Below are 24,688 nucleotides of genomic sequence, written 5' to 3' on the forward strand. Positions count from 1 at the left end.
CGACCGGGGCCGGGGCCGGGGCCGGGGCCGGGGCCGGGGCCGGGGCCGGGGCCGGGGCCGGGGCCGGGGCCGGGGCCGGGGCCGGGGCCGGGGCCGGGGCCGGGGATCAGCCCGGTGATCTGCTCCGGCACCCGCACGGCGCTCCCGCCGACGGCCGGGCACGCGAGAGCGGACGCGCCCGCTACCCGTCCAGGGTGAACCGCCCCGCGCCCGGGCCGGTGAGGAGGCCGGGCGGCAGCCGGCGCCCGTAGGTGAGCAGCAGGAGGTGTTCGGCCCGGCCCTCCACCACGGCCGGGCCCTCGCCGTACGCCCAGGCGGTGTCGGCGGCCCGCAGGTGGACACCGTCGAGTCGGGCGCCGAAGAAGCGCAGACTGCGCCGGGAGACGGTGGCGAGCAGGGCGGTGACCCGAGGCAGCGGTAGGCGCGAGGGCAGGCCGAGCGCGGTGGTGATGTCGAGGCCGTGCACGACGTCGTGGGCGAGGGCGGCGATCCGGCCGCCGACCGGGGGGCGCCAGGGGTGTTCGGCGTGGTCGGCGAGAGCGGCGGCGAGTTGGCGGTCGGTGAGGGCGGCGGCGTCGCGGCGCGCCACCCGGTCGGTCATCCGGTGGAGGGAGCCGCCGGCCCGCATGAGGTCCGCGAGACTGCGGGCGGTGGAGTGGCGGAAGCCGGTGCTCATGTGGGCGGCGACCTCGCGAACGCGCCAACCTGCGCACAGCGAAGGGGAGTTCCACTGGTCCGGGGAGAAGGTGGTGAACACCTCGGCGAGTTCCCGGCGTTCGGCCGCGATCTGCTCGCGGACCCAGTCGACGGCCTGGTCGTGCTGCACGGTTCCCATGCCTCCAGCCTGCGGCCGGGACCCTCCGGACGTCCAAGACCGGGGAGTTCTTCCACCTATCATCAGAAGTTATGGAACTCCGGCAGCTCCAGTACTTCGTCACCGTGGCCCAGCAGGGCAGCTTCACCCGCGCCGCCGAACTGCTGCACCTCACCCAGCCCGGGGTCAGCGCCCAGATCCGGCAGCTGGAGAAGGAATTGGGCCACCGGCTGCTGGACCGCGGCGGGCGCGGCGTCCGGCTCACCCCGGTCGGCGAGGCGGTGCTCCCGCACGCGCGGGCGGCGCTCGCCTCCGCCGCGGCGGCGCGGCAGACGGCGCAGGACTTCGGCGGACTGCGGCGCGGGCACGTCCGGCTCGGGCTGGTCTCCGGGGCAGCCCTGGGTCCTGTCCCGCCGGCCGGGGCGGACGGCCTTCCCGGACTCGCCACCACGCTCGCCGCGTTCCGCCGCGACCACCCGGGCATCGACCTCTCGCTGGCCGAGGACGGTACCGCGCGGATGCTCGGCGCCCTGCGCGAGGGGCGGTTGGACCTCGCCGTGATCGGCCTGCCCACCACCGCGAGCGGACGGGACGACGACGACGGCTGGCGGACGCTGGCCGGGCTCGCCCTGCACACCGTGCTGGAAGCCCCGCTGGTCGCCGCCTTCACCGGGCACCACCCGCTGGCCGGCGGACCGGACGGCCCCCTGCCGGTCGCCGCACTGGCCGGGCACGCCCTGGTGAGCACCCCGCGCGGCACCGGCCTGCGGACGGCACTGGAGCAGGCCCTGGCCGCGGCCGGGGCACGCCCCACGGTCGCGGTCGAGGCGTCCGCCCCGCCGCAGCTGGCCGAACTCGCCGCGCACGGGCTGGGCGTGGCCGTGCTGCCGGATCCGCCGCCCGCCGCCGGGCTGCGGATCCGGCCGCTCACCGACCCCGTCCCGCTGGTGCGGATCGCGCTGGCCTGGCCGACCGGCCGCCCCACCGCGCCGCCCACGGCCGCGCTCCTGGGCCACTTGCGGACGTCCTATCCGGGCCCGGGGGCCCGCACCTGACGCTGCCGGGGGTCCGTCCTCCGCAGGCCGCCGTCAGAGCGCGGCGGCGGCGGTCCCGTCGCCGATGTGCAGGATCGCGTCGGCCCCGTCGAGGACCGCCCGGTCGAGCGGGAAGTAGCCCTGCTCCGGCGTGGTGTCGGTGCGCGTCCGGCCACCGGCGGCCGCACCGGGCTCGACCAGTCCCCAGGTGGCGGCCCCTCGCTGGAGCGCGCCCTCGTGGGTGTCCGGCTCGGGCTCCTGGAGCCCGACGGCCTCGCTGCGGCCCAGGCTGCCGGGGACGAAGGTGTACGGCTCGTCCAGGGAGTTCAGGATCGCGCCGACGCCGCTCCAGGTCAGGTCCAGGTCCGCCAGCCGCATGGCGCTCGGCTGCCGCTGCAGGTGGAGGTTGTGGGCGAAGACCAGGGTCCCCCCTCGGCGGGCCTCGCCGCCGCGGATGTCGAGGAGGTTCTGGGCCATGAGCACGTCCCGGGTGCCGAGGAGGCCGGACAGCCGGGCGCCCGGCTCCAGGCGCTCGGCCGACTGCCGGTGGTAGCGGAGCAGACCGAGGCCGGCGGTGAGGTGCGTCCTGGCCCTGAGCCACTCGGCGCGCGAGGTCGCCGCGACCAGTTCCGGGGCCCGCGCGTACAGCAGGGTGAGCAGGTCGTCGGCGACCGTCCGCAGCTTCTCCGCCTCGGCGGAGGCGCCGGGCGACATCTTCGGGTCCAGGACCGCCTCGGGGCGGCTCCAGCGCTGGTCCTCGCCGACCAGGCCGGCGAGGTCGAGGTCGAGCCCGAGGTAGTCGCGGGCGTGTTCGAGGTAGCGCCGCGGGCTGGGTGCGCTGGTGTTCTCCGTCTGCGCGTCGAAGCCGTGGAAGGCCAGACGGTCCGCCGGCGGCCGGCTCCGGTTGTAGTCGCGCATCCAGGCGACCAGCCGCCGGTTGCCGTCCAGCTCTCCGAAGCCGTGGGAGAAGCCCTCGCCCATCACCGAGTCGAGGGTGCCCACCCCCTCCTGGACGAAGTCGTTCACGGTGAGCGCGGCCACCCGGTCGGTTTCGAGGGCGATCGACCGGAATCCCCGGTCGACCAGTCGGGCGAACAGCTCGTTGCGGATCCGCGCGAAGGCCGGTTCCCGGTGGGTGGGTTCACCGAGCGCCAGCAGTGCGCATGGCGAAGGGACGAGGTCTCGCAAGTCCTGACTCATGACCCTCAAGCGTATCCTTGAAAGAACGGTTGAGACTTTTCCCGCCCCGACCGCCCGATCCTCCGCTGAAGTCTCAAACCGGTGACCACCATGCGCCCCTCCGACCTCGCCCGCGGGCACGGCCTCTCGACCCAGGCCGTGCGCAACTACGAGCGGGACGGCTTCCTCCCGCCCGCCGAACGCACCGCCAGCGGCTACCGCATCTACACCGAGGTGCACGCGGCCGCGCTCGACGCCTACCGCTCCCTGGTCGCGGCGTACGGCCACGCGACCGGCGGCCGGATCATGACCGCACTCCACCGGGGCGGGCTCGACGATGCCCTGACGGCCATCGACCGCGGCCACGGCCAACTGCTCCGCGACCGGGACACCCTGGACGCGGTGCGGAAGGCCGTGCACCACCTGACGGCGCGACCCGACGCGGCGCGGGATCTCTCGGCGGACCTTGCAGCGGACCTTGCAGCGGACCTTGCAGCGGACCTTGCAGCGGATCTTGAGACGGATCTTGAGGCGGGCCCATCGGCGGAGCCCGCGGTGGACGGCGCCGTCCTGAGCATCGGCGAACTCGCCCACCGGCTCGGCGTCACCCCGGCGACCGTGCGCAACTGGGAGGGCGCGGGCATCCTCACCCCCGCCCGGGACCAGGCCACCGGGCACCGCGTCTTCCGCGCCGACGACATCCGCGACGCCGAACTCGCCCACCTGCTCCGGCGCGGCGGCTACCCGCTGGACCACATCGCCACCGTGGTCCGACAGGTGCGGACGGCCGGCGGCACGGCCTCCCTGGCCGACGCCCTCGACGGCTGGCAGCGCAGGCTCACCGCCCAGGGCCTGGCCATGCTCGACGCGGCCGCCCGGCTCGGCCACTACCTGGGCCTGACCGGCCACCCGCGGCCGGACCTGGGGTCTTAGTCAGCGATTCGGCGGGCCGCCTCCGTGGCGGGCTCAGCCGACGCGGGTGAGCCGGGTGGTGCGAGGAGGGGTCTGGTCGGCGGGGGTGGCGGGGCCGGCGGCACGGTCGGGCTCGGGGCGATCGGGGTTGGCGAGCAGGATGGAGCGCTGGAGCCGTCGCAGTCCGGCCGAGGGTTCCATGCCCAACTCCCGTACCAGGGTGTTGCGCAGGCGCTGGTAGGCCTCCAGGGCCTCGCCCCGTCGGCCGGAGCGGTGCAGGGCGATCATGTACTGGCCGTGCAGGCTCTCGTGGGTGCGGTAGCGGTCGACCAGGACGGTGAGTTCGGCGAGCAGGACGCGGTGGCGGCCCAGCCGCAGGTCGGCCTCGATCCGCTGATCCAGCGCGCAGAGCCGGGTCTCCTCCAACCGCTTGGCCTCGACGGCGAGTTGACCGCCGAGCGGGACGTCGGCGAACGCCGGACCGCGCCACAGGCCGAGCGCCTCGCCCAACTGGCGGGCGGCGAGCGGGAAGTCGCCGCCGTCCATGGCCCGGTAGCCGAGGCCCGCGAGGCGGTCGAACTCCTGGAGGTCGACCAGTCCGCCGCCGCTGTCGAGCCGGTAGCCGCCGGGCGAGGTCACCAGGACGTCCTTGGCTCCGCACGCTCCTCCGGCGTCATCGCGGTGGGCGAGCGCCCGGTCGATGAGGTCGCGCAGTTGGAGGACGTAGGTCTGGACGGTGGTGCGCGCGCTGCGTGGCGGATGGCCGGACCACAGTTCCTCCGCGAGGACGCCCGCCGAGATGACCTGGTCGGCGCGCAGGGCCAGCAGGGCGAGCACTTGCCGTGGTTTCGGCGCCGAGGGCACCACCGACACCCCGCACACCTGGACCCCCAAGGCCCCCAACACCCGGATCTCCATGACGTCCACCCCAATCCAGACGGATCGGCGACCCCGACGGCCACCGGCCGGCCGGCGCTGCGGCTACCGCACAGCCGAGCACCAGGTGCTCATCCAAAAACAGGACGGACGGTTTGTCAATACAAAACCGAACGAGCTGTTTGTTATTGAACGGACCATCGAGCTCCGGACTGCGGCGACCGACCGGACCGACCGCCGCCACAAGTGCCGCCGCGTCAGCCCCGGGCGCAAGCCGTCAGGCGCCACCAGCACGGGCCGCCGCCAGCTCGGCCACCACCCGCCCACCACGGTCCGAGCCCAGATCCAGCGCGGCCAGCACCCCGGGGACCGCGATGCTCGGCATCACGTGCCGGTACAGCACGGCCACCCGGCGCTCCAGATCCGCCCGGCCGGACATCTTCTGGGACTGGATCTGCACGCCCGTCCAGGCGCCCGTCATCAGCCACGCCGTCTCGGCCGGCAGCACGTGCGGCAGCAGCTCGCCCCGCTCGCCGGCCGCCGTCAGCACCGCCTCCAGCCGGGCGATCCACCCGGGCGTGGCACCGCCGCTGAGGTCGCCGAACACGTCCTGGCCGAGCGAGAGCCGCGCGCCCGCGCTCAACAGCGGGTCACCCGGCATGAGATGGGCGACGACCATCCCCAGGTCGACGAACTCCTGGAGCTTGCAATGCCGTTCGGGGATCTCGTCCCGACCGAACTGCTCCTCCACGACGCCCTGTGCGAGCTCCCGCTTCGACGCGAAGTGGAAGTACACCGCACCCCGGGTCACACCCGCACGGGCGACCACCTCACCGATCGTCGCCCCCTCGTACCCGTGCTCGTCGAAGACCGAGGCCGCCGCCTCCAGGATCAGCCGACGCGTCCGGATCGCCCGCTCCTGCCGCACCACCGCAACCACCCCGCCCGAAACGCTCGGCAAACAAAACCAAACACCCTGTATCTTACCCGCCGGTCAACCGGCGATCCCTCGCCCCCAGGTCGCATGCACCCGCCTTCGAGTGAAGGAAAACCGCGTGGACGCTACAGGGCGGGAAAGCGACCGCCACCCCTCCCCCGGCCGACAGAGCCGGAATCCAGCTCCCCACTTCCGGCCGCATCCCACCGAAAACGGCCCGCCGTGATAATGCACCTGTCACCCCACTTTTGGGGATTCCTTTGCAGGCCAGGCGGCATCCGCCCCAGGTTCAGGCCACCCGGACGGCCATCGCGCGGCACCTGGAGCGACCACCCGACCACGCTCGGCCGCCAACGAACCTTCGTTCGGGCTCCTTGAAAACCAAACCGGAAGGTACGTATCTTACGAGCCCTGAGCAGCCCACCCCGCCCGCCACGGCCTTCCGGAGCGCTCCCATGACCCTGCTTGCCTACCGCGCCCCCGCCATCTCCCGCGTCGCCGGCGCGGACCACGGCACCACCCCCGGCCGCACCGCCGGACCGGCCGTGCCGACCGGACCGGCACCGCGCCTGACCAGCACCGTTGCCAAGGAGTACGTCCACCGGGCCTGTCACGCCGAGGTCTTCCTCACCGGCAGCGAGCAGCTGAACGAGACGACCTTCGCCGTCACCGCGCAGTGGCCGCGCGCCCACACCTTCTTCACCACCCCCGACGGAACCCGGCACGACCCGATCCAGGCCGCTGAAACGATCCGCCAAGCCGGGCTCTACCTCGCGCACACCCGGTTCGGCGTCCCGCTCGACCACAAGTTCATGATGTGGAACCTCGACTACACCACCCGCCCCCGCCAACTGCTCATCGGCGCGGCGCCCACCGACCTCACCATCGAGGCCAGACTCGTCCCACAGCCGCGCCGGGCCGGCACCACCATCGACTTCACCCTCAGCACCGTCATCCGACGCGGCGCCCACCTCGCCGCCACCGGACACGCCCGGTTCACCACCGTGCCGGACTCCACCTACCGGCGGCTGCGCGGGGCACGCCGCGAGGCCGACCCGGCGCCCGCCGTCTCCGGCGAGCCGCTGGCCCCGGGCCGAGTGGGCCGGATCCGCCCCTGCGACGTCGTCCTGACCCCGGCCGACGCACCCGGGACCTGGCACCTCACCCCCGACCTCTGGCACCCGATCCTCTTCGACCACGCCAACGACCACATTCCCGGCATGGTCCTGCTGGAGGCCGCCCGCCAGGCCACCAACGCGCTCGTCTCACCGGCCACCGTCATCCCCGCCTCCGCCGCGACCACCTACCACCGGTACGCCGAGCACGACGCCGCCACCACGATCACCGCCCGGCACACCCCCGGTGACGACCCGGACGCCCTCACCACCACCGTCACCGGCCACCAGAACGGCGAGCCGATCTTCACCACCGTCCTGACCGGCCACGCCGACCAGCGGTGACCGGCGCCGCTGGGCACTGACGGGCGCCGACGGGCACTGACGGGCACTGACGGGCGCCGACGGACTCCCGTCGACCCGCGCCGGCCCCGACCAGTCCCGGCCGGTCCCGACCAGGGTGGATCAGCCCTGAGCAGCGCGGACCGCCAGCCGACCGCACCGCCCCACCCGGCCCGTCCGACCTCCACGGTCGGGCGGGCCGTCGGCGCGCCGGAGACGAACCCCTCCCACGGACTGGCACCGGACGAACACCTGCGCGAGGATGTCAGCCCTTGGATTCGCAGTGACCGGGAGTACACAGTGCGTGAAGTCGCTTCGCACCAGAACGAGTTGATCAGACTGACGGACCGCCCCGGCACCGACGACGCCACCGGGCACGAGGGGCGCACCGGCGGGCGGAGCGTACGGGTGCGGGTGCTGGGGCGGCACGCACCGGGCTCCCTGCTCGGCCACGACTGGCTGGACTGCGAGATCACCGTCACCGCCGACTCGGCCCGCGGGCAGTTCGTCACACTGGTGACTGGACGTCAACTCCAGCAGTGGGAAGCCGCCCTGGAACGTCTGGCGCGACGCGAGGCGGTGCGCTGGCTGGACGAGGAGCACGGCCCGGAGCTGCGGATCGAGCCGGGGCGACCCGGCGGCCTCTGGGTGACCGTCTCCGACGCCGAGGACTCCGGCGTCACCCTCCGGGTCGTCCTGTCCCCCGCCCCCGGCTGGCTGGACGAGCAGCGCGCCCTGCTCAAACTCGTCCGGGACGCCTACCCGTTCGAGGTGGTCGAGGTCGCCCCCGGCGTCCACGCCTGGCGCGGACAGCGGGGGGACGAACACTGACGCACCGTCAATACCATTCTGACGAAGGGGCCGACGCCCCGCGTAGCGAGCCGTCGGGCAGGGCGAGGAGGAGGAGCCGCACGGCACGGACGGTGAGTTGGACGGCGGAGCCGGCCGACAGCCGGCCCCGGGCGGCCGGGCGCCGACCGGCGGCGGACCGGCCACCGCCGATAATGGCGACATGATCGAGAAGCAGCTCCGCGTCGTCCTCGCCGAGGACTCGGTGATCCTCCGGGACGGCATGGTCGAACTCCTCACCGCGCGCGGGTGCACCGTGGTCGCCACCGCCGGGACGGCCCCCGAACTGATCGCCGCCGTCGACGAGCACCGGCCCGATGTGGCCGTGGTCGACATCCGGATGCCGCCCAGCCACACCGACGAGGGCATCCGCGCCGCCGTCGAGCTCCGCTCCACCTCGCCCGGGGTCGGCATCCTGGTCTTCTCCCAGCACGCCGAGACCGCCTGGGCGGCCCGGCTGCTCGCAGGTGGCGCCGCCGGCGTCGGCTATCTGCTCAAGGAACGCGTCGCCCGCACCTCGGAGTTCGTGGACGCGCTGCACCGGGTGGCGGCCGGCGGCACGGCGCTCGACCCGGAGATCGTCAACGGCCTGATGCACGGTGGGCGGCGAAACCGTGTCGACGCGCTCACCCCGCGCGAACGGGAGGTACTGGAGCTGATGGCGCAGGGCCACTCCAACCGTTCGATCGCCGGGCTGCTCGTGGTCTCGGAGCGGGCGGTGGAGAAGCACGTCGCCGCCGTCTTCGCCAAGTTCGACCTGTCGGCGACCGAAACCGACAACCGGCGCGTCAAAGCCGTCCTCACCTACCTCGCCGAAACCGGCGGCTGAGCCGGGAGCAGCGGTTCCGTGGACGGCCGCGCCGCGGCCACCCGTCACAGGCGGCTCGGCAGTTCGGCGGTGACCGTCGTCGGCCCGCCCGGCGGGCTGTCCACCCGCAGCACCCCGTCCACCGCCACGAGCCGTTCGGCCAGGCCCGCCAGGCCCGAACCCGAACCGGAGCCCGAGCCGGAGCCCCCGCCCGGGGCGGCGCCCCCGCGGCCGTCGTCGCGCACCGTCAGCCGCACCCGCCCGTCGGCTGCGCTCGCCGCGAGCTCCGCCGCCGCCGCGCCGCTGTGCTTGGCGACGTTGGTCAGCAACTCGGCCGCGCAGAAGTAGACGGCCTGCTCGATCGCCGCGTCCGGCCGCTCCCTCAGGTCCAGCCGTACCGTGACCGGCACCGGCGCGGTAGCGGTGAGCCCGGGCAGCGCCTGGGCGAGGCCGCCGTCCAGCGCCACCGGGTGGATGCCCCGGGTGAGCCGGCGCAGCTCCGCGATGGTGTCGTCGGTCTGCCGACGGGCCCGGTCGACCAGGGTGCGCAGGCGCTCGGCGTCCGGAGCGCCGGGCGGGCCGGGCAGCCCGGTCAGCCCGGGCTGGGCGTCGCCAACGGCCTCACCAACGGCCTCACCGGTGACCGCACCGAGGGCGTCGTCGGCCAACGAGAGGGTGATGGCGAGCGCGACCAGTTGCGCCTGCGTCCCGTCGTGCAGATCGCGTTCGAGGCGGCGCAACCGGTCGGTGTTCTCGGCGAGCAAGGTGGCCCGGGCGGTCTCCAGCTCGCGCACCCGCTCCTGCGACCGCACCGGGCCGAGCAGCAGCCGGGCGAGGCTCCGATTGGCCGCGCTCACCGCCCGCAGCGCCGCCGGCACCGCCGCCAGTACGGCGAGCCCGGCCGGGGCCCCGGCCACGTCCAGCCAGCCGACCGGTCTGGGCCCCGGCTCCAGCAGCCGCACCCACAGCGGGAAGCCCACCAACCAGACGCAGCTGAGCGGCAGTCCGACCGCGACCAGGAAGCCAAGCACCCCCAGTGGCAGCCGCAGCAGCAGGTAGAGCAGCGCCCGCCAGGCCACCGGGTCGGTCAGCACCGCCCGGCCCCGGGCGATCGCCCCGGACGGCCGGGGCAGCGCGCCCGGAGCCGACACCCGCTCGCCGAGCAGCCGCCCGACCAGTCGCCGGTGCAGCCCGCCCAGCCCGCGCGCCCCGGCCAGGGCGGCCACCACGAACGGCAGCCCGAGCACGGTGAGCGAGAGCAACGCCCCGGCATAGAGCACGGCCACGGCGTAGACCCCGCCGAGCACGCCGATCGGCAGCCCGAGCAGCGCGAAGGCCAACTCGCCACCGCGCACCGACAGATACCGCCGACGCTCAGCCACCGTCCACCTCACCACTCCCACTCACCACGCTCACCGCACTCACCGCACTCACCACTCACCGCTTCGACGACACACCCAGGCGGCTTCGACCCGGCCCCACCGCACCTGGCGAAGGGCCCGGCCACCCCCGCTCACCCCCGCTCACCGCCGACCGCCTCGACCGCGCGCCCCCGGATCGCCCGCAGGCCGGCGCCCAGGATTCCCGGTACCGTCAGCCCCGCCGCGCCCGCCACCACCCAGCCGCACGCAACGCCCGGCACCACCGGCAGCACCGACCCCGTCACCGCCCGGGCGAACGCCCCCGTGGCGACGGCCGCCACCGCCGCACCCAGCAGCACGCCGACCGCCGTGGTGAGGGCCGCCTCGACGGACAGCATCCGCAGCAGTTGCCGCCTGGTCGCGCCGACCAGGCGCAGTAGCGCGAACTCGCGCCACCGGTCGGCCGTCAGGGCGACCAGCGTGTTGACGGTGGAGACGGCCGCGAAGCAGACCAGCATCCCCAGTTCCGCCTCGCGGAGCCAGACGTCCGTCACCTTGGTGACGCTGGTCGCGGCGCCGGTCGTACGGACCACGTGCTCGGCGGTGCTCGTCATGATCAACATGGTGCCCGACAGCCCGACCAGGAGCGCGACCGGCACCACGGCCGAGGAGAGCCGGGCCGCGTAGCCGCGCAGGTTGGCGTCGGCGAGCCAGCCCGCCCCGGGGGCCAGCACCCGTACCGGCGCGCCGAGCACGGCGGCCACGGCCCGTGCGGCGAGCGGCCCGAGCAGGGCGAGGGCGACCAGCAGCACCAGCGAGCCGAGCATCGCCGCCTGCCCCGCCTTGTCCAGTTCACCGGCCCCTCTGGTGGCGGCGAGCCGCAGCAGCAGCACCCCGCCCGCCAGGACGGCCAGCCCGGCCAGCACCCGCAGCACGCCCGTGCGCCGCTGGCCCGAGGTGTCGGCGGTCAGCGCGGCGGCCGGGGTGAGCCGGGTGATCCGTCGGGCGGCGAGGGCGGTGGCGGCCAGGCCGACCAGCAGCGCCACCGCCAGTGCAACCAGCATCGGCACCGGCGTCCCGGGGATCCGCAGGCCGGGCGCGGCCAGCCCGCGCCGTCGGAGCGCGGCGAGGAAGCCCCGGGCGGCGAGGGTGCCCGCCGCGCCGCCGGGCACGGCCATCAGCAGGACGGTCGCCGCGACCTGGGCCCGCACCAGCCGACGCACCTGACGGGGTGTCGCGGCGACCGTCCGCAGCAGGGCGAGGTCGCGGTGCTGCTGGCGGAGGGTGAAGCCGAGCGCGTTGACCACGACGAACAGCGCGACCAGGACGGCGATCTCACCGAACGCCCCCGCGATCAGCAGCAGGCCCGGCCCGGCCACCGCCCGGCGGGCCACCGCGGCGGGGGCCGTGGCCTGGGCGGCGACCAGCGAGCCGAACAGCGTCACCGTCCCCACCGCCAGGAACAGCGCCACCGCCAGCCCGGCGAAGGCGGCCGGTCGGCGCCGGATCTGACCGGCCGCCAGGGAGAGGACGGGGCTCATCGCGCTCCCCCGCCCAGCCGGCTCAACCGCTCGCCGACCTGTGCGGCGGTCGGCCGGTCGAGCTCGTCCACCAGCAGCCCGTCGGCCAGCAGCAGCACCCGGTCCGCGTAGCCGGCGGCCACCGGGTCGTGGGTGACCATCACACACGTCCGCCCGTCCGCGTCCACACCGGAACGCAGCAGGTCGAGGACGTCGTGCCCGGTCGCCCGGTCGAGCGCGCCGGTCGGCTCGTCCGCGAACAGCACGGCCGGCCGCGCGACCAGCGCCCGGGCGATCGCCACCCGCTGCTGCTGGCCGCCGGACAGCTGCCCGGGCCGGTGCCGCTCCCGCCCGGACAGGCCGACCCTGGCGAGCGCCTCCCGCACCTGCGCCCCGTCCGGCCGCGCCCCCGCGAGCCGCCCGGGAAGTTCGACGTTCTGCGCGACGGTCATCGCGGGCATCAGGTTGAACGCCTGGAACACGAACCCCACCCTGGTACGGCGCAGCTGCGCGAGCCGCCGCTCGGGCAGCCGGGACACCTCCGTCCCGCCCCAGCGGACGGTGCCCCGGGTGGGGCGGTCCATCCCGGCGAGGCAGTGCAGCAGCGTCGTCTTGCCGGAACCCGAGGGCCCCATCACCGCCGTGAACGTCCCCGGCGCGAAGGCCACGGACACCCCCCGCAACGCCCGGACGGCGGCCGTGCCCCGCCCGTACTCCCGGTGCAGCCCGTCCCCGGTCAGGGTCGCGCCCGCCACCTCGCCGCTCGCCGCCGCGGCGGCTGTCGTCATCCCGTTCATGCCCTCCATCCTGGGCATGAACGGCCGCACGATCGATTGGGCTGGCCCCCCAATTCGGGGTTCGGAAAACCGAACCCCGCAGGTGGCCCTACCTCCGGACCCAGGACGCGTACGTCGGGTCGAGGCCGTCGCGGTCCCGTCCCACCCCGGCACCGTCGCGGTCCGGTCCCATCCCGGCGCCGTCGAGGTCGACCGACCGACCGACCGACCCGAGCCACCGTCACGGCGCCCGACGGTGCGGTACTAGGCTGGCTCCCGTTTGACCGGGGGACGGGGGACGGGTGTCTGAGGACGGGGGTCACGTGACCTTGCTGGAGAACGATCCGCGCGAGATCGGCGGGTACCGGCTGGAGGGCCGGATCGGCGCGGGCGGGATGGGCGTCGTGTACCGCGCGCGGTCGCTGTCCGGGCGGCAGGTGGCACTCAAGGTGATCCGCCCCGAGCTCGCCGGGGACGAAGAGTTCCGGGCCCGGTTCCGACACGAGGTCGAGGCCGCCCGCCGGGTGAGCGGGGCGTTCACCGCACCCGTCGTCGACGCGGACCCCGACGCCCCGTCGCCCTGGCTGGCCACCCTGTACGTCCCGGGCCCTTCGCTGGCCGAACGGGTCGCCCGGCAGGGCCCGTTGAGCCCGCCGGAGGTACGGCGGCTGGCGACGGGCCTCGCGGAGGCGCTGCGGGACATCCATCGTGCCGGGCTGGTGCACCGGGACCTCAAGCCCGGCAACGTCCTGCTCGCCGAGGACGGCCCCCGCGTGATCGACTTCGGCATCGCCCGCGCCCTGGACGGCACCCAGCTCACCAGCACCGGCGTCGCCGTCGGCACACCGCCGTTCATGGCGCCGGAGCAGTTCCGGCGCGGCGACACCAGCCCGGCCACCGACGTGTTCGCGCTCGGTTCGGTGCTGGCCTTCGCGGGCACCGGGCGCGGTCCGTTCGGCGCGGACTCCTCGCACGCGGTGGGCTTCCGGGTCGTCTACGAGGAGCCGGACCTCGCCGGGCTGGCGGCGGAGCTGCTCCCCATGGTCGCGGCCTGCCTCGCCAAGGAGCCGACCCGACGGCCCACCCTGGAGACGTTGCTGACGTGGTCCGTCGCGGGCGTGGAGCCTCCCCCGGCCGCGCCCGACACCCGGCCCGCGACCGTGTGGGAGCGGCCCGCCGTGCCGCCCGTACCGACCGAGCCGGACGTCCGCTCGGCACCCCTCGCACCCGCCCTCCCCCCGCCCGCCGGGCCCGCCGTCATACCGGCGCCGACCGACCCCGTCGTCCCCAGGCCACGCCGCCGGACGGCCGCGCTCGTCGTCGCGGTCGCCGTCGCGCTGGCCGCGGCCGGCGGCGCGGCCGTCCTGCTGCGGCAGCAGGAGAAGGACAGCGGCGGTGCCGGTGCCCTGCCCCCGGCCGCCTCGGCTCCGTCCACTCCCGGTCAGTCAGGCCGGTCCGGCCCGCCCGACTGCCCCTCGGCCCGCGCCGTCGTGGGCGGAGACGGGCCGTTGAAGACCGTCATGAGCCGTTGGACGGCCGACTACCACCAGGCGTGCCCCACCGCGAACGTGGCCACCGCCGACCTGGGCGGCACCGCCGACCAGCAGTTCGTCGCCGGCCAGGTCGACGCCGTCACCCTCGACGACGCGCCCCTGGGCGACGAGGGTGACGGCCTCGGCAAGCGGTGCACGGCCGCCCGGCCCGCCCAACTCCCGCTCGCCGCCCTGCCGATCGCGGTCGTCTACAACGTCCCCGGGCTCGACTCGCTGGTACTGGACGCCCCGACGGTGGCCCGGATCTTCAACGGCCAGATCACCAGCTGGCGGGATCCCGCGATCGCGACGCTCAACCCCGGCCGGGTGCTGCCCGACTCGGCCATCACCGCGGTCCACCCGTCGGCCGAATCGCCGATCACGCTCGGCTTCACCCGCTACCTCGCCAAGGCCGCGTCCGCCGCCTGGCCGTACCCGACGGCCGCCCGCTCCTGGCCCGCCCAGGCGACGGGCGGTCTGGCGGTCGGCGATCTCGGCGCCGTCCGCCAGACGGTGACCGGCAAGTCCGGCGCGATCGCCTTCCTCCCGCTCAAGGACGCCGACGGGCTGCGGACCGCGAAACTGTCCGCCGGCTCCGGCCCGGTGGCCGCCACCACCGAGGCCGCCACCGCCGCCCTGGTCACCGGCACGGGCGCCGGCCTGACGGTCGACGTCGACTACGCGAACCCCGGCTCCGGCGCGTACCCGCTCGTCCAGGTCGGCTACGCGGTGTTCTGCGACACCAACGCACCGGACAACCGCGGCAACCGCCCGACCCAGGCACTGGCCGGTCTGCTCTCCCACGCGGTGAGCGCCGCCGGCCAGCCGGCCGCGACGCAGCTGGGCTACGCCGCACTGCCGCCCGCCCTCGCCCGTCAGGTCACCGACGCGCTGAACGGTCTGACGGCCGGCTGACCGGCACGGTGGGCGCCCGGACCGCCGCCCCCTCCCGCCCGGAGAGTCGGTGCCGGCGCTCACCGACCGCGACGCCCGACGGCAGGACGCGGTTCGGGCCACCGCCTCGGTACGCCCGCGAGCTGAGCCTCGCCCGCCCCCGGGCCCCGCGCCGCCCATCCGACGAGGGATCATGAACGGGTGACCATCGACCTGCTGCCCGGCCACGGCGTCCGCCTGCCCGCGCCGCTGCCCGGACTGCGCTTCGGCCTCACCGAGGCGACGGTCCGCCGCCTGCTGGCCCCGCACCACGAGGCGCTCCCGGGCGGTGTGCGCCCCATCTTCGTCTGCGGCTCCAGCTGGGCTCTGCACTTCACCCTGCCCGGGGTCGGCGTCACCCTCTGCTCGGGCTCGGGCGAGCGCCTCCGGGCCGTCTTCCTCTCGCGCCGCCCGGTGGAACCGCTGGAGGGTGCGACCGCCTGCCCGGTCGGCCTCCACGGCGTCGACGTCTTCGGCCGGCCGGCCCACGAGGTGGTCGAGGCGCTGCGCGCCGGGGGCCTGCCCGTCCCCGATCCCGCCCACGGCAACGTCCGGTACGACACGCTGCGCCTCAGCCGAAACACCCCCGTGCGCTGGACCCCGGCCGGCGGGCGGAAGCCGCGCCACGAACCGCCGTTCACCTTCGGCCTCGTCTCCCTCTCCTCCCCGGAAGCCCACCCCTCACCCCTTCACCAGGAGTCGACATGACCACCACCCCCGCGTCCACCTCCGCGACCACCCCCTTGACCATCGCCGTCCTCGGGCCGGGCGGCGTCGGCGGCCTGATCGGCGGACTGCTCGCGCGCGCCGGGCACCGGGTGATCTGCCTGGCCGGCGAGGAGACCACCGCCGTCCTCAACCGGGACGGACTGCACGTCCACAGCGGGCAGTTCGGCGAGTTCACCGCCCGGGTCGAAGCCGCCACCGAACTGCGCGAGCCGGTCGACGCCGCGTTCGTGACCGTCAAGGAGACGGCGCTGGCCGACGCTCTCGACCGGATGCCGCCGCAGGCCCTCGGCTCCGCCGTCGTGGTGCCGCTGCTCAACGGACTCGACCACGTCGCGGCGCTGCGCGAGCGCTACCCGGCCGGGCAGGTCGCGGCCGGCACGATCCGGGTCGAGGCCACTCGGACCGCGCCCGGGCGGATCGAGCACACCAGCCCCTTCACCGTGCTCGAACTGGCCGGACCGGCAGCGGACTTGGCCGAGCAGCTGCGGCGCACCGGCCTCGATGTCACGCTTCGCGAGGACGAGACCGCGATGCTCTGGAGCAAGCTCTCCTTCCTCGCCCCGTTCGCGCTGCTCACCACCCGCCACCGCAGCGAGGTCGGCGTCGTACGCACCGAGCACCGGTCCGAACTGCTCACCGTCCTCGACGAGATCGCGGCCGTCTCCGGCGCGGCGGGCGCCCCGGCGGACGCACAGGCACTGCTCGCCGCCTTCGACCGGGTGCCCGGGTCGATGAAGTCCTCGATGCAGCGCGACGTGGAGGCAGGCCGTCCGATCGAACTGGACGCCATCGGCGGCGCCGTCCTGCGGGCCGCCGCCGCACACGGGGTCGACACCCCGACCCTCGCCGGACTGGTGCGCGACCTCTCCGGACCGGCCAACCGGTAGCAGTCCCGGCCGACTTCACGTCATGGGCAGCACCCCTGACGTGAAGTCGGCGAAGTCGAGTCCGGAATCTGATGTTCCATCAACTCCCTTTCCTGGCCGACAGTAAAGGTTCACCCATGATTCACCCGATCGGGCGGAACCACGAGCGGGCGATCAGGCGTTGTTGCCGGCGGGAGGGATACAGACATGACAAGGAAACCGTACCGACTGGCCGCCGCCGCACTCGCGCTGCTCGCCACCGCTCCACTGCTCAGCGCATGCAAGGACGTCGACCAGGCACTCGACTGCGGCAAACAGGCCGTCAGCATCACCGGCGACATCCAGGACCTCGCCTCATCGGCCATCAACGTCGGCCAACTCACCGACCAGGATCGCCGCAAACACACCTCCGACGCCCTGAAGAAGGTCGGCGACGACATCAAGAAGCTCCGCGACCACAACAGTGGGGACAAGCTCGACAAGGCCACCGACAAGCTGAACAAGGCCGTCTCCAGCGCCCAGGACAACGTCTCCAAGGGCAAGATGCCCGACATCGGGGCGATCACCGACGCCGCCGGCGACGTGACCAGCGCCTGCGCCGGGTCCTGAGCCACCGACCGCACCGCCCGCTCCCGGCCCCGCACCCGCGGGGCCGGGAGCAACCCGGGGCCCGCCCCGGCCTGTCGCCACCGACCGGGCCCCGCCAGGCGGTAGGAATGGCACCGGGATCGAACCGCACCACGGAGGCACCGGTGAACCACCCGATCCTCGACCAGATCCGCGACCTGCGCGCCGAGTTGGCGCCCGGCGACGCCGCCCCGGCACTCGTCACGGCGCTCGCCGACGGCACGGCGCCCCGCCCGGCCCTGGCCGAACTCGCCGCCCAGCAGCACCGGATCATCGCCTCCGACCGGCGCAGCCTGCTGCTGCTCGCCACCCGCAGCGCCGACCTTCCGGTGAGCGCCTGGTTCGCCGCCCTCGCCGGGGCGAGAGCGCCGCGCTGCGCACCCTGCCCGGCCTCGCCGCCGCCTGCGGCCTCGGCCCGGACGAACTCGCCGCCCGGCCACCACTGGCCGGCTGCCAGGCCTACCCGGCCTACCCGGCCTACCTCGCCTGGCTCGCACTGAACGGCGAGCCCGCCGCCGCGGCCGCCGCGCTGGTCGCCAACTTCACGGCCTGGAGTAAGTATACAGACGTAGACTTAACCCCTGGCCTGCGGAAACACGTACAGCTCACCAGCTACGCGCTCGTCGCGTGAGCTTGGAGGCTCCGGTTTGAGCGGGGCGCCCAATCAGGGCATCGTCTTCCGCCCTGGCATGCTGATAGGCATCCACGGCCAGGGTGCGGGGCGCAGACCGGTTGCTTCCTCAAGCGGCCGGACGCGGTACCCGGCCTTGATCATCTGGGCCTGGAGCCAGTTGGAATCGCACCCGTAAACCGTCGCGAGCCTTCTGACGCCGACGCCGGAGGCGTACCGGAGGGCGATGGCCGGCAGCGCGGCGATCACGAGTGCCCTGAGCATGGCCTGCCGGTCTTGTTCGGTGGTGGCCCACATGGCTACTCCTGAGGAGGGTGGAGAGTCCTCCGCCCTGCGGCAGCGGGGGCAGCCGCAGGGCGGGGGTGGGCCCGCCGCTGGGGGTTGAGGGCGGCGGGGGTGCGAGATGGTCAGGACTCGCCGGTCAGTCCGCCGATGCCAAGACGCTGGGGCCCGAGAACTCCGAGGCCAACGCGTCCATGATCAGCTCGTCGCACACCGCGCCGCGCCAGTACCCGGCCTGGCGCATCGCGCCGACGTGCTTGAAGCCGGCCTTCTCGTAGACGTGGACGGCGGCCTTGTTGGGCGCGAGCACCTTGAGCCAGATGGACCGAAGGTTGGCGACGTGGAACCCGAAGTCCAGCGTCAGCCGGGTGGCTCGGGTGGCGAGGCCCTTGCCGCGCGCCTCGGGCGCGATGACGAGGATGTATTCGGCGGTGCGGGCGTAGGTGTCGGGCTGGAGCGTGGTCATGCCGCTGGGCACCGGGGTCTCGGCGTCCGTGAGGTCGTAGACCGTGAACCTGATGTTCCTGCCGGCGAGCTGCTGCTGAAGTCCCTGGGTCCGGCTTTGCAGCGACTCGGGAACCGGGCGGCCGAACCCGATCAGGGAACTCGGGTTCTCCTCCCAGCGCCAGTACTGCTCTGCCAGGTCAGATCGAAGGGGGCCGAGCCCGCAGGTGCCATCGGAAAGCCAGATCATCTGTTCAACGGACATAGTGTGCTCCGGGGATGCTAAGAATCGCTGTGAACAGCCCAACTGACGTGGACTCGGCGACGGGCGTGCCGTCCATGGTCTCGATCCAGGCGTGCAACCGTATCGGGTCAGGCGCGACGCCATGACGCCAAACCGCGGCCTTACCCGTGAGCTGGAGCAGCAGCATCGCGGCTGCCGACTCCTCCAGGCAGTTGGTTCGTCCGGGCGAGTACCAGCCCGCGCTACGTACGGCGTGGACGGCCTGTTCGGCTTCGCTGGCGGTCGCCGGCCTTCTCCGCCCCGTCGTGCTGGCGGAGTGAACCAGCTTGAGAACACGGCCCATCGCCTCATGCTCCGGGCCTGCGGCCTTGATGGCGTGGACCACCGAGAGGGCGGTAGCCGCCGCCAGTGTCCGGGTACGCGGGACGGGCACGGGAGGAGTCAGCCCGGCCCGGAACTCGTCGCCGCCCCAGCTTGCCTTCGGCGCCTCCACCTCGCGGACGCTCCGCCACGGCCGGGGCCGGTCAGTCACGACCAGCAAGCCCGCCGCCAGCAGCGACTTCAGTAGCGGCTTCGGGATGTGCTGGGCGTTGCCGAACTCCGCCGCGTGACGGAGAGCTGTGCCGGCCGACGCGGGGAGCGTGCTGACCTGGCCGTTGTAGTAGTTCACCAGAACAACGGCGTGCCCAAAGTCCAGACCACGGACATGGCGGGGCATGCTCACGAACGAAGGCGAGTCAGTCACGGTCTCCTACTTCCTCGATCCATTGCGGCTCCGACTCGCGGTCAAGCGCCAGAAGCCATGCCTCGACGGCGAGTGTCCGATCCAGAATCCCCATCGGCACGGGCATGCCCATCGCGGCCTGCTTCAGTACGCGGCGAAGAGCCCTGGGCTCGACCAGACCGAGGGCGGAGAGGAACCCGTCCGCCAAGCCGAGCAGGGCATCCAGGTTCTCCCGCCGGCCGGTGTAGAAGTCGGCGTTGAACGAGCCCTTGGTACTGCGGGCGGCGAGCGGGGCCGGCAGCAGATCACTCATCGCCCGCACCAGTTGCGGCTTGTAGGCGTACACGGGTGGGCGGGCTTCGAGCGGGACGCGCAGCAGGGTGTTGACCACGCTGGCGTCCAGGAACGGGTTGCGAAGTCGGATACCGATTTCCTCCGCCAGCGCGGCATCCGCCTGCGCCGTCCGGGCCACCTCACGAATCTCGTCAACAACCGTGCGGACCCCGGCATCGAGTCCCACAAGCGGGTCCGGAGCGGCGGCCACCCGCTCAATCTCACCCCGCAGTTGCGGCAGGATCTCGGCACCAGCCCAGGCAGGGAGCTGCACGGGCGCGAACCAGTGAACGGTGCCGACCGCCGAGGACGAGCCTTGAACGATCCGTTCGGCAAGTACGGACAGTGCGTCGGCCCGGGAGAGTCGAGCCGACGCGACTGCCTGCCGGAGAATGTTCGAAAGAGGAAGATGCCGAAGCCGGGCCCAGCCCGCGGCCTGGTGGAAGGCGGCCTGGAACTGCCGGTGTCGAACCAGATCCGCGATATGGACCGGCGGCTGCGAGCAGACGCTGTCCCCGCCGTCACCGGTCAGATGAAGCGCGGTGTCGAATCGCTCGGCCATCCACTCCAACTGCCGAAGCAGCCCAGCCCAGGCCATCGTGGACGGGGCCGGTTCATCAGCGGCGGGCACGTCGGTGATCCCGGTGTAGGGCAGATGCCCGCGTTGCGTGGGCAGTAGGTGATGTTCGATCCTGCCGGGCATCGAGTTCGCCACGAGCCGAGCGAATCGAAGGTCTGCTCCCGACTCGTCCCCTTCAGGGTGGACCGTGACGGCGTTGACGCACACGTTGTCGGGTGTTCGGCGAGCTGCCAGGAGGGTGATGGACGATGAGTCGAGTCCGCCCGACAGGTCAGTGCTGAACGGGCCGTCGCCCAGTCCTAGGCCCACCGCCTTCTCAAGCTCGACCCGGAAGCGCCTGGTCGGCTCGGGTCCGATGTCCGACTGCGGCAGCCACAGGTTCGTGATCTGAGGTGCTGTGCCCGGAGCGAGCCGGATACGCGCGCCCGGCGGCAACTGCTCGACCCCGGAGAAGTACGACCGGCCCGCAACTAGAGCGGGGAGCAGCGGCGCGAACACCGCTGTCACGAGCCGCCGCGTATCGACAGGGGCCCTGTTGAGCCCCGCGAGGAGTCGCGCCGACGACGACCAGGCCCACCCCGAACCGAAGCGGGTGACATAGACCGGCTGCGCGGCAGCAGGGTCGGTGAAGATCACAGTTTCGTGTTCGGCCTCGCTCACCACGGCGTAAGCCCCCGGCCAGCGCCACGCCAGATCGGTCGGCAGAGGCCCAGCGCCCAACGCCTTCAGATCCGCCGGCCGCGCACCGCTCAGCCCGAGGACGAACAGCCGACGGGCCGGTCCACCCTCCGTGACGTGGAGCTGAGTCAGCGTCATGCCGGTCATCCATACGCTCGACTGCGGATGCAGCCGTGTCGCTCCTGACGGGCGTGGCGTGCCCGTTGCGGAGCCGCTGAAGCCCCCGAAAGCCATGGTGGCCCTCCCCTTGGCAGATCAATGGCAGAAAGCGGAGCGGTGCGGCCCCGAAGGGCCGCACCGCAGAAGGCGGATCAGCCGGCGTACTGGTACACGTACCGCTTGCCCTCGCCGCCGTCGGAGGTGCCGCCCACGGTGAGGGCCGCCGCGTCGCCGATCACGGTGACAGCCACGTCGTCGTCCTCGTCGGCCGTGACGATGGGCTCGTTCACGCTCATCTCTCTGTTCCTTCCTGCCAGGTGGTGCAACGTTCCACCGGGGATTCCCGGTGGAGCCCAGCCCAGAGGACTTCCCCATCCAACTGGGCTGGGAGCTTTAGGGGTCGGCGGCTTCGAGGCCGCCGACCGAGGCGCAGATCCGCGTACACCGTCTTGCCGCGAGCAGCGAAACCGTGTAGGCGACGGCGACCGTCACGGGGGTCGGGTCCCCACGGGCGGACTTCCTGGCCGTGTCCCGGTAGTCGTCCTGGCCGTCGTCCACGGGGGTCTCCTCATCTCGACACGGGACCTACGCCGGGCGCTTGTCGAGCGCGGCCCGCAGCGCGGCACGGCGGTGGGGCGTCCGGGCGCGGATGATGCAGTCGTTGCAGATCGGGTGGCAGGTGCTCTGGGGGTCACCGGGGGCCTGGAGCGAGGTGCCCGCGCAGACCAGCGTCTCCCGGGAGCAGACCCAGCACGTCCCCTCGCGGTAGCCGTCGGGCCGGTCCACGACGCGCCCCTCGCCCGGAGGCCAGGAGGGCGGCAGCGTGTTCAATCCGCGGCCTCCAAGTCCACCAGCAGGACCATTTCCGGGTAGGGATCGCTGGAGCTGTCCCGGTTCACCCAGGCGTGGTTAGCGAGCCTGCTCGGGGTCTCCGCGACGGTGCCCGTCCATCCGTCCTTGCGGTGCCGGACCGGGTCGCCCTGGATCACACCGACTTTCACAGTTGCACCTCTCCATCGGGAACTCATGCAGTGCCCCTGCGGGCAACGCAGTTGACACAGGAGCACGACGACCGCACGGCGGCGATTTGAAGGAAAGCACCCACGGACGGGGCCCGGTCGGCCGCGTTCGCCGCCCTGTAGTCGTCCAGCGGGTTCCAGCCGGCGGGGGCCTGCTGCAACTCGGACTTCGAGGGCCCGGTTACGACCTCTCGGTACTCACGCTTGGGGGTGCGTCGCGCCATCGGCCGGTCCTCCTTCACCGCGGGCGGCTGTGTATGGGGGCGGCCCTCGGAACTCCTGCGACACCTGGGCTTGTGCGCTCCGGTGTCTCGATCGCTACTCTGCGTTCATGTCCGCCGAGCCGTTCATCACCAACGACGACGATCACGATGCATGCTGGATCTGCCCCAGCCTTCGGCTCCCCGATGAGGCGTTCGATGTGCTCGAACACCCCAGCGCGGAGTACCCGTTCAACCCGGCCGACAGCTTCCGGTACAGCCGGGAGGGAATCCCGGCCTGTGTGCACGGAGACCGCATCGGGCTGCCCCCCGGCCGGTACGCGAGTGCCGGCCAGGAGCCGCCCGAGGGCTAGAAGGTGATGACTTGCTTACTGACTGCAATCATTCAACGGCGGATGACCAAGATCAGTTAACACAAAACTTGCACAACAACCCTTGCGGAACCTGATGTGCCATCATCTAGCTGTCGAGTTGGGATGATTGATTGCATGGGGAACACAGCACCGTCAGCTGGCGAGAACATCGCGGTACTCCGGAAAGCGCGCGGCCTGAGTCAGGCCAAACTCGCCCGGGAAGCCGGCATCACGCTCTCTTACCTTTCCAAGATTGAAACTGGGCTCAGGCCTGCGACCCCTGCGGTGGTGGCTGCCGTCGCTCGGGTTCTCCACGTCACCACCGCCCGCGTTTACGGGAATCCCTTCGTCGGCCCGACCGAGCAGACGGACCTACTCAACGAGCTTCGGAACACTGTTCGTCGCCACACCCTTCCGCGAGAGAGTCCGCTCTCCCCAGCCGAGACCACTGTGGCCGTTCAGACCGCCGCTGACCTGAGGGCCAGTACGCAGTACCTGGAATTGCTGCGGATGCTGCCCGCGCTCCTCGGCCAAACGACCGCCTCCGCTCTCGACTCCCGAGGCGAGGCGACGGCATGGGGCTACGTCGCGGATGTGTACAGCTGCGCGTACACGGTTGCACACCGACTCGCACAACCCGATCTTGCCGACATGATCGTGTCTCGCCAGATGTGGGCCGCGCAGCAGACCTGGAACCCGTCTGCCGAGGCAGCAGCAGCGTGGAATGAGGCGGGTACATACCAGTCTGCTGGCCAGTATGAGGACGGGTTGGCCATCATCGAGAGGGCTATCAGCCGCTACGAGGCCGTACCCGCGAGTGGCCCCTTTCGGACCATCCACCTCGGCTCTCTCCATCTGCGCGGCGTCGTGCTGGCGTCGAGAGCCAAGGATGCCAACGCCACCCGTGACCATCTGCGGCACGCATGGACCCTGGCCGAGACGCTTCCGGACGGCAGGGACCTGGTTCAGCACCATCTGACGTTCGGCCGGGGAAACACCGCACTGTACGAGCTGGCGTCCCACGTCGAACTCGACGCCCCCGACCGCGCTGTCCAGATGTCCGGTTCACTGATCGCATCCCCACCAGCCGGGCTGAAGCCAAACCGCCTAGGCCGGTTGTACATCGACGTTGCGCGCGCCCGGTTGGCCGTGCGCGACTACGCCGGTGCCGAGGAAGCTCTCAACGCCGCCCATGCCGTCGCTCCGCAGATGGCACAGATACACCCGATGGGTCGCGAGGTGCTACGGGTGCTGATCGTCATGCACCAACGCTCTAAGCCCGGTCTGCTCGCTATGGCGAAGCGGGCAGGGTTGGCGCCTTAAGGTTTGCATGGCGAGGGCCGCGCTCAGGAGGGGGCGGGCCCTGGGTCCACTCGGTACTTCTCCTCTTCCTCCGGCGGCGGGAGCGGGACGGTGATGGACAGCTCGATGGCCGCGACCCGGCGGGTGAGGTAGCCGCGTCGGCCGGCGGCTGCCCCGACCCAGGCTCCGGCGGTGTCCTTGGGCATCCAGACGCCTCCGTGCTTTTCCACGGTGCCGATCTGTTCGCCGAGGCCCCGTACGACCCGGTAGTGGCCTCTGCGGCCCTCGTAGTCGAGTTCGAAGCACCGCGGATTCCATCGGCCGTCGGGCAGGACGTTGTCGGGGTGAATGCTCAGGGGTAGTGCCTTCCGTTCGGGTGGGTGGGGGTGGGGCCTGGTGCCATCGGCCGGCGGGGGTGTCGACGGCCCGTTGGGTGGGCGAGGCGGGGGTGGGCTCTGGTGTCCGCTCCCCGATCTCGACGCCGTCGGCGAGCAGCTGCCGGACGGTA

General features: G+C 73.0%; 28 protein-coding genes. 12 read left to right on the forward strand and 16 right to left on the reverse strand.

The genetic code is table 11. The features are described from left to right. Positions 1-181 precede the first annotated feature (181 nt). Positions 182-835: a maleylpyruvate isomerase family mycothiol-dependent enzyme gene (locus tag ACIOGZ_RS04830; RefSeq protein ID WP_400984889.1), complete on the reverse strand. Its 654-nt coding sequence runs from the start codon at positions 833-835 to the stop codon at positions 182-184. 71 nt (positions 836-906) lie between these two features. Between ACIOGZ_RS04830 and ACIOGZ_RS04835 the strand changes: the two genes are divergently transcribed. Then, positions 907-1,869 (forward strand): LysR family transcriptional regulator, encoded by a 963-nt coding sequence (locus ACIOGZ_RS04835; protein ID WP_363582747.1) that lies wholly within the window; start codon positions 907-909, stop codon positions 1,867-1,869. 33 nt (positions 1,870-1,902) lie between these two features. Here the strand turns inward: ACIOGZ_RS04835 and ACIOGZ_RS04840 are convergent, their stop codons facing one another. Continuing rightward, complete coding sequence (locus ACIOGZ_RS04840; protein ID WP_400984891.1) at positions 1,903-3,048, reverse strand: erythromycin esterase family protein; 1,146 nt, start codon at positions 3,046-3,048, stop codon at positions 1,903-1,905. 90 nt (positions 3,049-3,138) lie between these two features. On the opposite strand from ACIOGZ_RS04840, the gene ACIOGZ_RS04845 reads away from it, so the two are divergent. After that, entirely contained in the window at positions 3,139-3,960 is an 822-nt protein-coding gene (locus ACIOGZ_RS04845; RefSeq protein ID WP_400985116.1) for a TioE family transcriptional regulator, read from the forward strand. A 33-nt stretch (positions 3,961-3,993) separates the two neighbouring features. Here the strand turns inward: ACIOGZ_RS04845 and ACIOGZ_RS04850 are convergent, their stop codons facing one another. Together ACIOGZ_RS04850 and ACIOGZ_RS04855 are read right to left on the reverse strand one after the other, a co-directional pair. After that, positions 3,994-4,857 (reverse strand): AfsR/SARP family transcriptional regulator, encoded by an 864-nt coding sequence (locus ACIOGZ_RS04850; RefSeq protein WP_363582743.1) that lies wholly within the window; start codon positions 4,855-4,857, stop codon positions 3,994-3,996. A gap of 235 nt (positions 4,858-5,092) precedes the next feature. Beyond that, on the reverse strand, positions 5,093-5,746 hold the full coding sequence (locus ACIOGZ_RS04855) for a ScbR family autoregulator-binding transcription factor (RefSeq protein ID WP_363633690.1): 654 nt from the start codon (positions 5,744-5,746) through the stop codon (positions 5,093-5,095). Between the two features lie 461 nt (positions 5,747-6,207). Here ACIOGZ_RS04855 and ACIOGZ_RS04860 point away from each other — a divergent pair, with 461 nt between their 5' ends. The 3 genes from ACIOGZ_RS04860 (at position 6,208) to ACIOGZ_RS04870 (ending at position 8,887) form a co-directional block, all read left to right on the forward strand. After that, complete coding sequence (locus tag ACIOGZ_RS04860) at positions 6,208-7,212, forward strand: ScbA/BarX family gamma-butyrolactone biosynthesis protein (protein ID WP_363582739.1); 1,005 nt, start codon at positions 6,208-6,210, stop codon at positions 7,210-7,212. 297 nt (positions 7,213-7,509) lie between these two features. Next, positions 7,510-8,040, forward strand: coding sequence for a DUF5959 family protein (locus ACIOGZ_RS04865; protein WP_400984895.1), 531 nt, complete (start codon positions 7,510-7,512; stop codon positions 8,038-8,040). Between the two features lie 181 nt (positions 8,041-8,221). Then, on the forward strand, positions 8,222-8,887 hold the full coding sequence (locus ACIOGZ_RS04870; RefSeq protein ID WP_363633685.1) for a response regulator transcription factor: 666 nt from the start codon (positions 8,222-8,224) through the stop codon (positions 8,885-8,887). A gap of 44 nt (positions 8,888-8,931) precedes the next feature. Here ACIOGZ_RS04870 and ACIOGZ_RS04875 read toward each other — a convergent pair whose 3' ends face one another. The 3 genes from ACIOGZ_RS04875 to ACIOGZ_RS04885 all read right to left on the reverse strand — a co-directional run bounded on the left by ACIOGZ_RS04875 (position 8,932) and on the right by ACIOGZ_RS04885 (position 12,535). Next, positions 8,932-10,248, reverse strand: coding sequence for a sensor histidine kinase (locus tag ACIOGZ_RS04875; RefSeq protein ID WP_400984900.1), 1,317 nt, complete (start codon positions 10,246-10,248; stop codon positions 8,932-8,934). Between the two features lie 131 nt (positions 10,249-10,379). Then, complete coding sequence (locus tag ACIOGZ_RS04880) at positions 10,380-11,768, reverse strand: FtsX-like permease family protein (RefSeq protein WP_400984903.1); 1,389 nt, start codon at positions 11,766-11,768, stop codon at positions 10,380-10,382. Next, positions 11,765-12,535: an ABC transporter ATP-binding protein gene (locus ACIOGZ_RS04885; RefSeq protein WP_400985118.1), complete on the reverse strand. Its 771-nt coding sequence runs from the start codon at positions 12,533-12,535 to the stop codon at positions 11,765-11,767. The genes ACIOGZ_RS04880 and ACIOGZ_RS04885 overlap by 4 nt, the downstream gene beginning before the upstream one ends. A gap of 311 nt (positions 12,536-12,846) precedes the next feature. Here ACIOGZ_RS04885 and ACIOGZ_RS04890 point away from each other — a divergent pair, with 311 nt between their 5' ends. The 5 genes from ACIOGZ_RS04890 to ACIOGZ_RS04910 all read left to right on the forward strand — a co-directional run bounded on the left by ACIOGZ_RS04890 (position 12,847) and on the right by ACIOGZ_RS04910 (position 17,710). Next, a complete protein-coding gene (locus tag ACIOGZ_RS04890; RefSeq protein ID WP_400984906.1) occupies positions 12,847-14,970 on the forward strand; it encodes a serine/threonine-protein kinase in 2,124 nt (707 codons plus the stop codon). Between the two features lie 180 nt (positions 14,971-15,150). Then, positions 15,151-15,696 carry a hypothetical protein gene (locus ACIOGZ_RS04895; RefSeq protein ID WP_400984908.1) on the forward strand — a complete coding sequence of 182 codons (546 nt, stop codon included), beginning with the start codon at positions 15,151-15,153 and terminating at the stop codon, positions 15,694-15,696. Continuing rightward, on the forward strand, positions 15,693-16,604 hold the full coding sequence (locus ACIOGZ_RS04900) for a ketopantoate reductase family protein (protein WP_400984910.1): 912 nt from the start codon (positions 15,693-15,695) through the stop codon (positions 16,602-16,604). The genes ACIOGZ_RS04895 and ACIOGZ_RS04900 overlap by 4 nt, the downstream gene beginning before the upstream one ends. A gap of 186 nt (positions 16,605-16,790) precedes the next feature. Next, the gene (locus ACIOGZ_RS04905; protein WP_363582723.1) at positions 16,791-17,192 is read left to right on the forward strand and encodes a hypothetical protein; all 402 of its coding nucleotides are present in this window, start codon (positions 16,791-16,793) and stop codon (positions 17,190-17,192) included. A 143-nt stretch (positions 17,193-17,335) separates the two neighbouring features. Further along, on the forward strand, positions 17,336-17,710 hold the full coding sequence (locus ACIOGZ_RS04910) for a hypothetical protein (RefSeq protein WP_400984912.1): 375 nt from the start codon (positions 17,336-17,338) through the stop codon (positions 17,708-17,710). 164 nt (positions 17,711-17,874) lie between these two features. Here ACIOGZ_RS04910 and ACIOGZ_RS04915 read toward each other — a convergent pair whose 3' ends face one another. The 8 genes from ACIOGZ_RS04915 to ACIOGZ_RS04950 all read right to left on the reverse strand — a co-directional run bounded on the left by ACIOGZ_RS04915 (position 17,875) and on the right by ACIOGZ_RS04950 (position 22,286). Beyond that, entirely contained in the window at positions 17,875-18,138 is a 264-nt protein-coding gene (locus tag ACIOGZ_RS04915) for a hypothetical protein (protein WP_363582719.1), read from the reverse strand. Positions 18,139-18,262: 124 nt separating this feature from the next. Then, positions 18,263-18,832, reverse strand: a complete 570-nt coding sequence (locus ACIOGZ_RS04920) for a GNAT family protein (protein ID WP_363582717.1) — start codon at positions 18,830-18,832, stop codon at positions 18,263-18,265. After that, positions 18,822-19,529, reverse strand: coding sequence for a lasso peptide biosynthesis B2 protein (locus ACIOGZ_RS04925; protein WP_363582779.1), 708 nt, complete (start codon positions 19,527-19,529; stop codon positions 18,822-18,824). The genes ACIOGZ_RS04920 and ACIOGZ_RS04925 overlap by 11 nt, the downstream gene beginning before the upstream one ends. Positions 19,530-19,548: 19 nt before the next feature. Further along, positions 19,549-21,360, reverse strand: a complete 1,812-nt coding sequence (locus ACIOGZ_RS04930; RefSeq protein WP_400984914.1) for an albusnodin/ikarugamycin family macrolactam cyclase — start codon at positions 21,358-21,360, stop codon at positions 19,549-19,551. A gap of 77 nt (positions 21,361-21,437) precedes the next feature. Continuing rightward, positions 21,438-21,581 carry an albusnodin family lasso peptide gene (locus tag ACIOGZ_RS04935; RefSeq protein ID WP_363582713.1) on the reverse strand — a complete coding sequence of 48 codons (144 nt, stop codon included), beginning with the start codon at positions 21,579-21,581 and terminating at the stop codon, positions 21,438-21,440. 97 nt (positions 21,582-21,678) lie between these two features. Further along, entirely contained in the window at positions 21,679-21,843 is a 165-nt protein-coding gene (locus tag ACIOGZ_RS04940; protein WP_363582711.1) for a hypothetical protein, read from the reverse strand. A 27-nt stretch (positions 21,844-21,870) separates the two neighbouring features. Further along, entirely contained in the window at positions 21,871-22,071 is a 201-nt protein-coding gene (locus tag ACIOGZ_RS04945) for a hypothetical protein (protein WP_363582709.1), read from the reverse strand. Positions 22,072-22,112: 41 nt separating this feature from the next. Next, positions 22,113-22,286 carry a hypothetical protein gene (locus ACIOGZ_RS04950; RefSeq protein WP_363582707.1) on the reverse strand — a complete coding sequence of 58 codons (174 nt, stop codon included), beginning with the start codon at positions 22,284-22,286 and terminating at the stop codon, positions 22,113-22,115. 349 nt (positions 22,287-22,635) lie between these two features. Here ACIOGZ_RS04950 and ACIOGZ_RS04955 point away from each other — a divergent pair, with 349 nt between their 5' ends. Both ACIOGZ_RS04955 and ACIOGZ_RS04960 read left to right on the forward strand, forming a co-directional pair. Further along, the gene (locus ACIOGZ_RS04955) at positions 22,636-22,878 is read left to right on the forward strand and encodes a hypothetical protein (RefSeq protein ID WP_363582705.1); all 243 of its coding nucleotides are present in this window, start codon (positions 22,636-22,638) and stop codon (positions 22,876-22,878) included. 135 nt (positions 22,879-23,013) lie between these two features. Beyond that, positions 23,014-24,201: a helix-turn-helix transcriptional regulator gene (locus ACIOGZ_RS04960; RefSeq protein ID WP_363582703.1), complete on the forward strand. Its 1,188-nt coding sequence runs from the start codon at positions 23,014-23,016 to the stop codon at positions 24,199-24,201. A 23-nt stretch (positions 24,202-24,224) separates the two neighbouring features. On the opposite strand, the gene ACIOGZ_RS04965 is transcribed toward ACIOGZ_RS04960, so the two are convergent. After that, positions 24,225-24,386, reverse strand: coding sequence for a hypothetical protein (locus ACIOGZ_RS04965; RefSeq protein WP_363582701.1), 162 nt, complete (start codon positions 24,384-24,386; stop codon positions 24,225-24,227). Positions 24,387-24,688: the final 302 nt, after the last annotated feature.

This window comes from Kitasatospora sp. NPDC088160, assembly GCF_044741445.1.
Taxonomy (GTDB): domain Bacteria; phylum Actinomycetota; class Actinomycetes; order Streptomycetales; family Streptomycetaceae; genus Kitasatospora.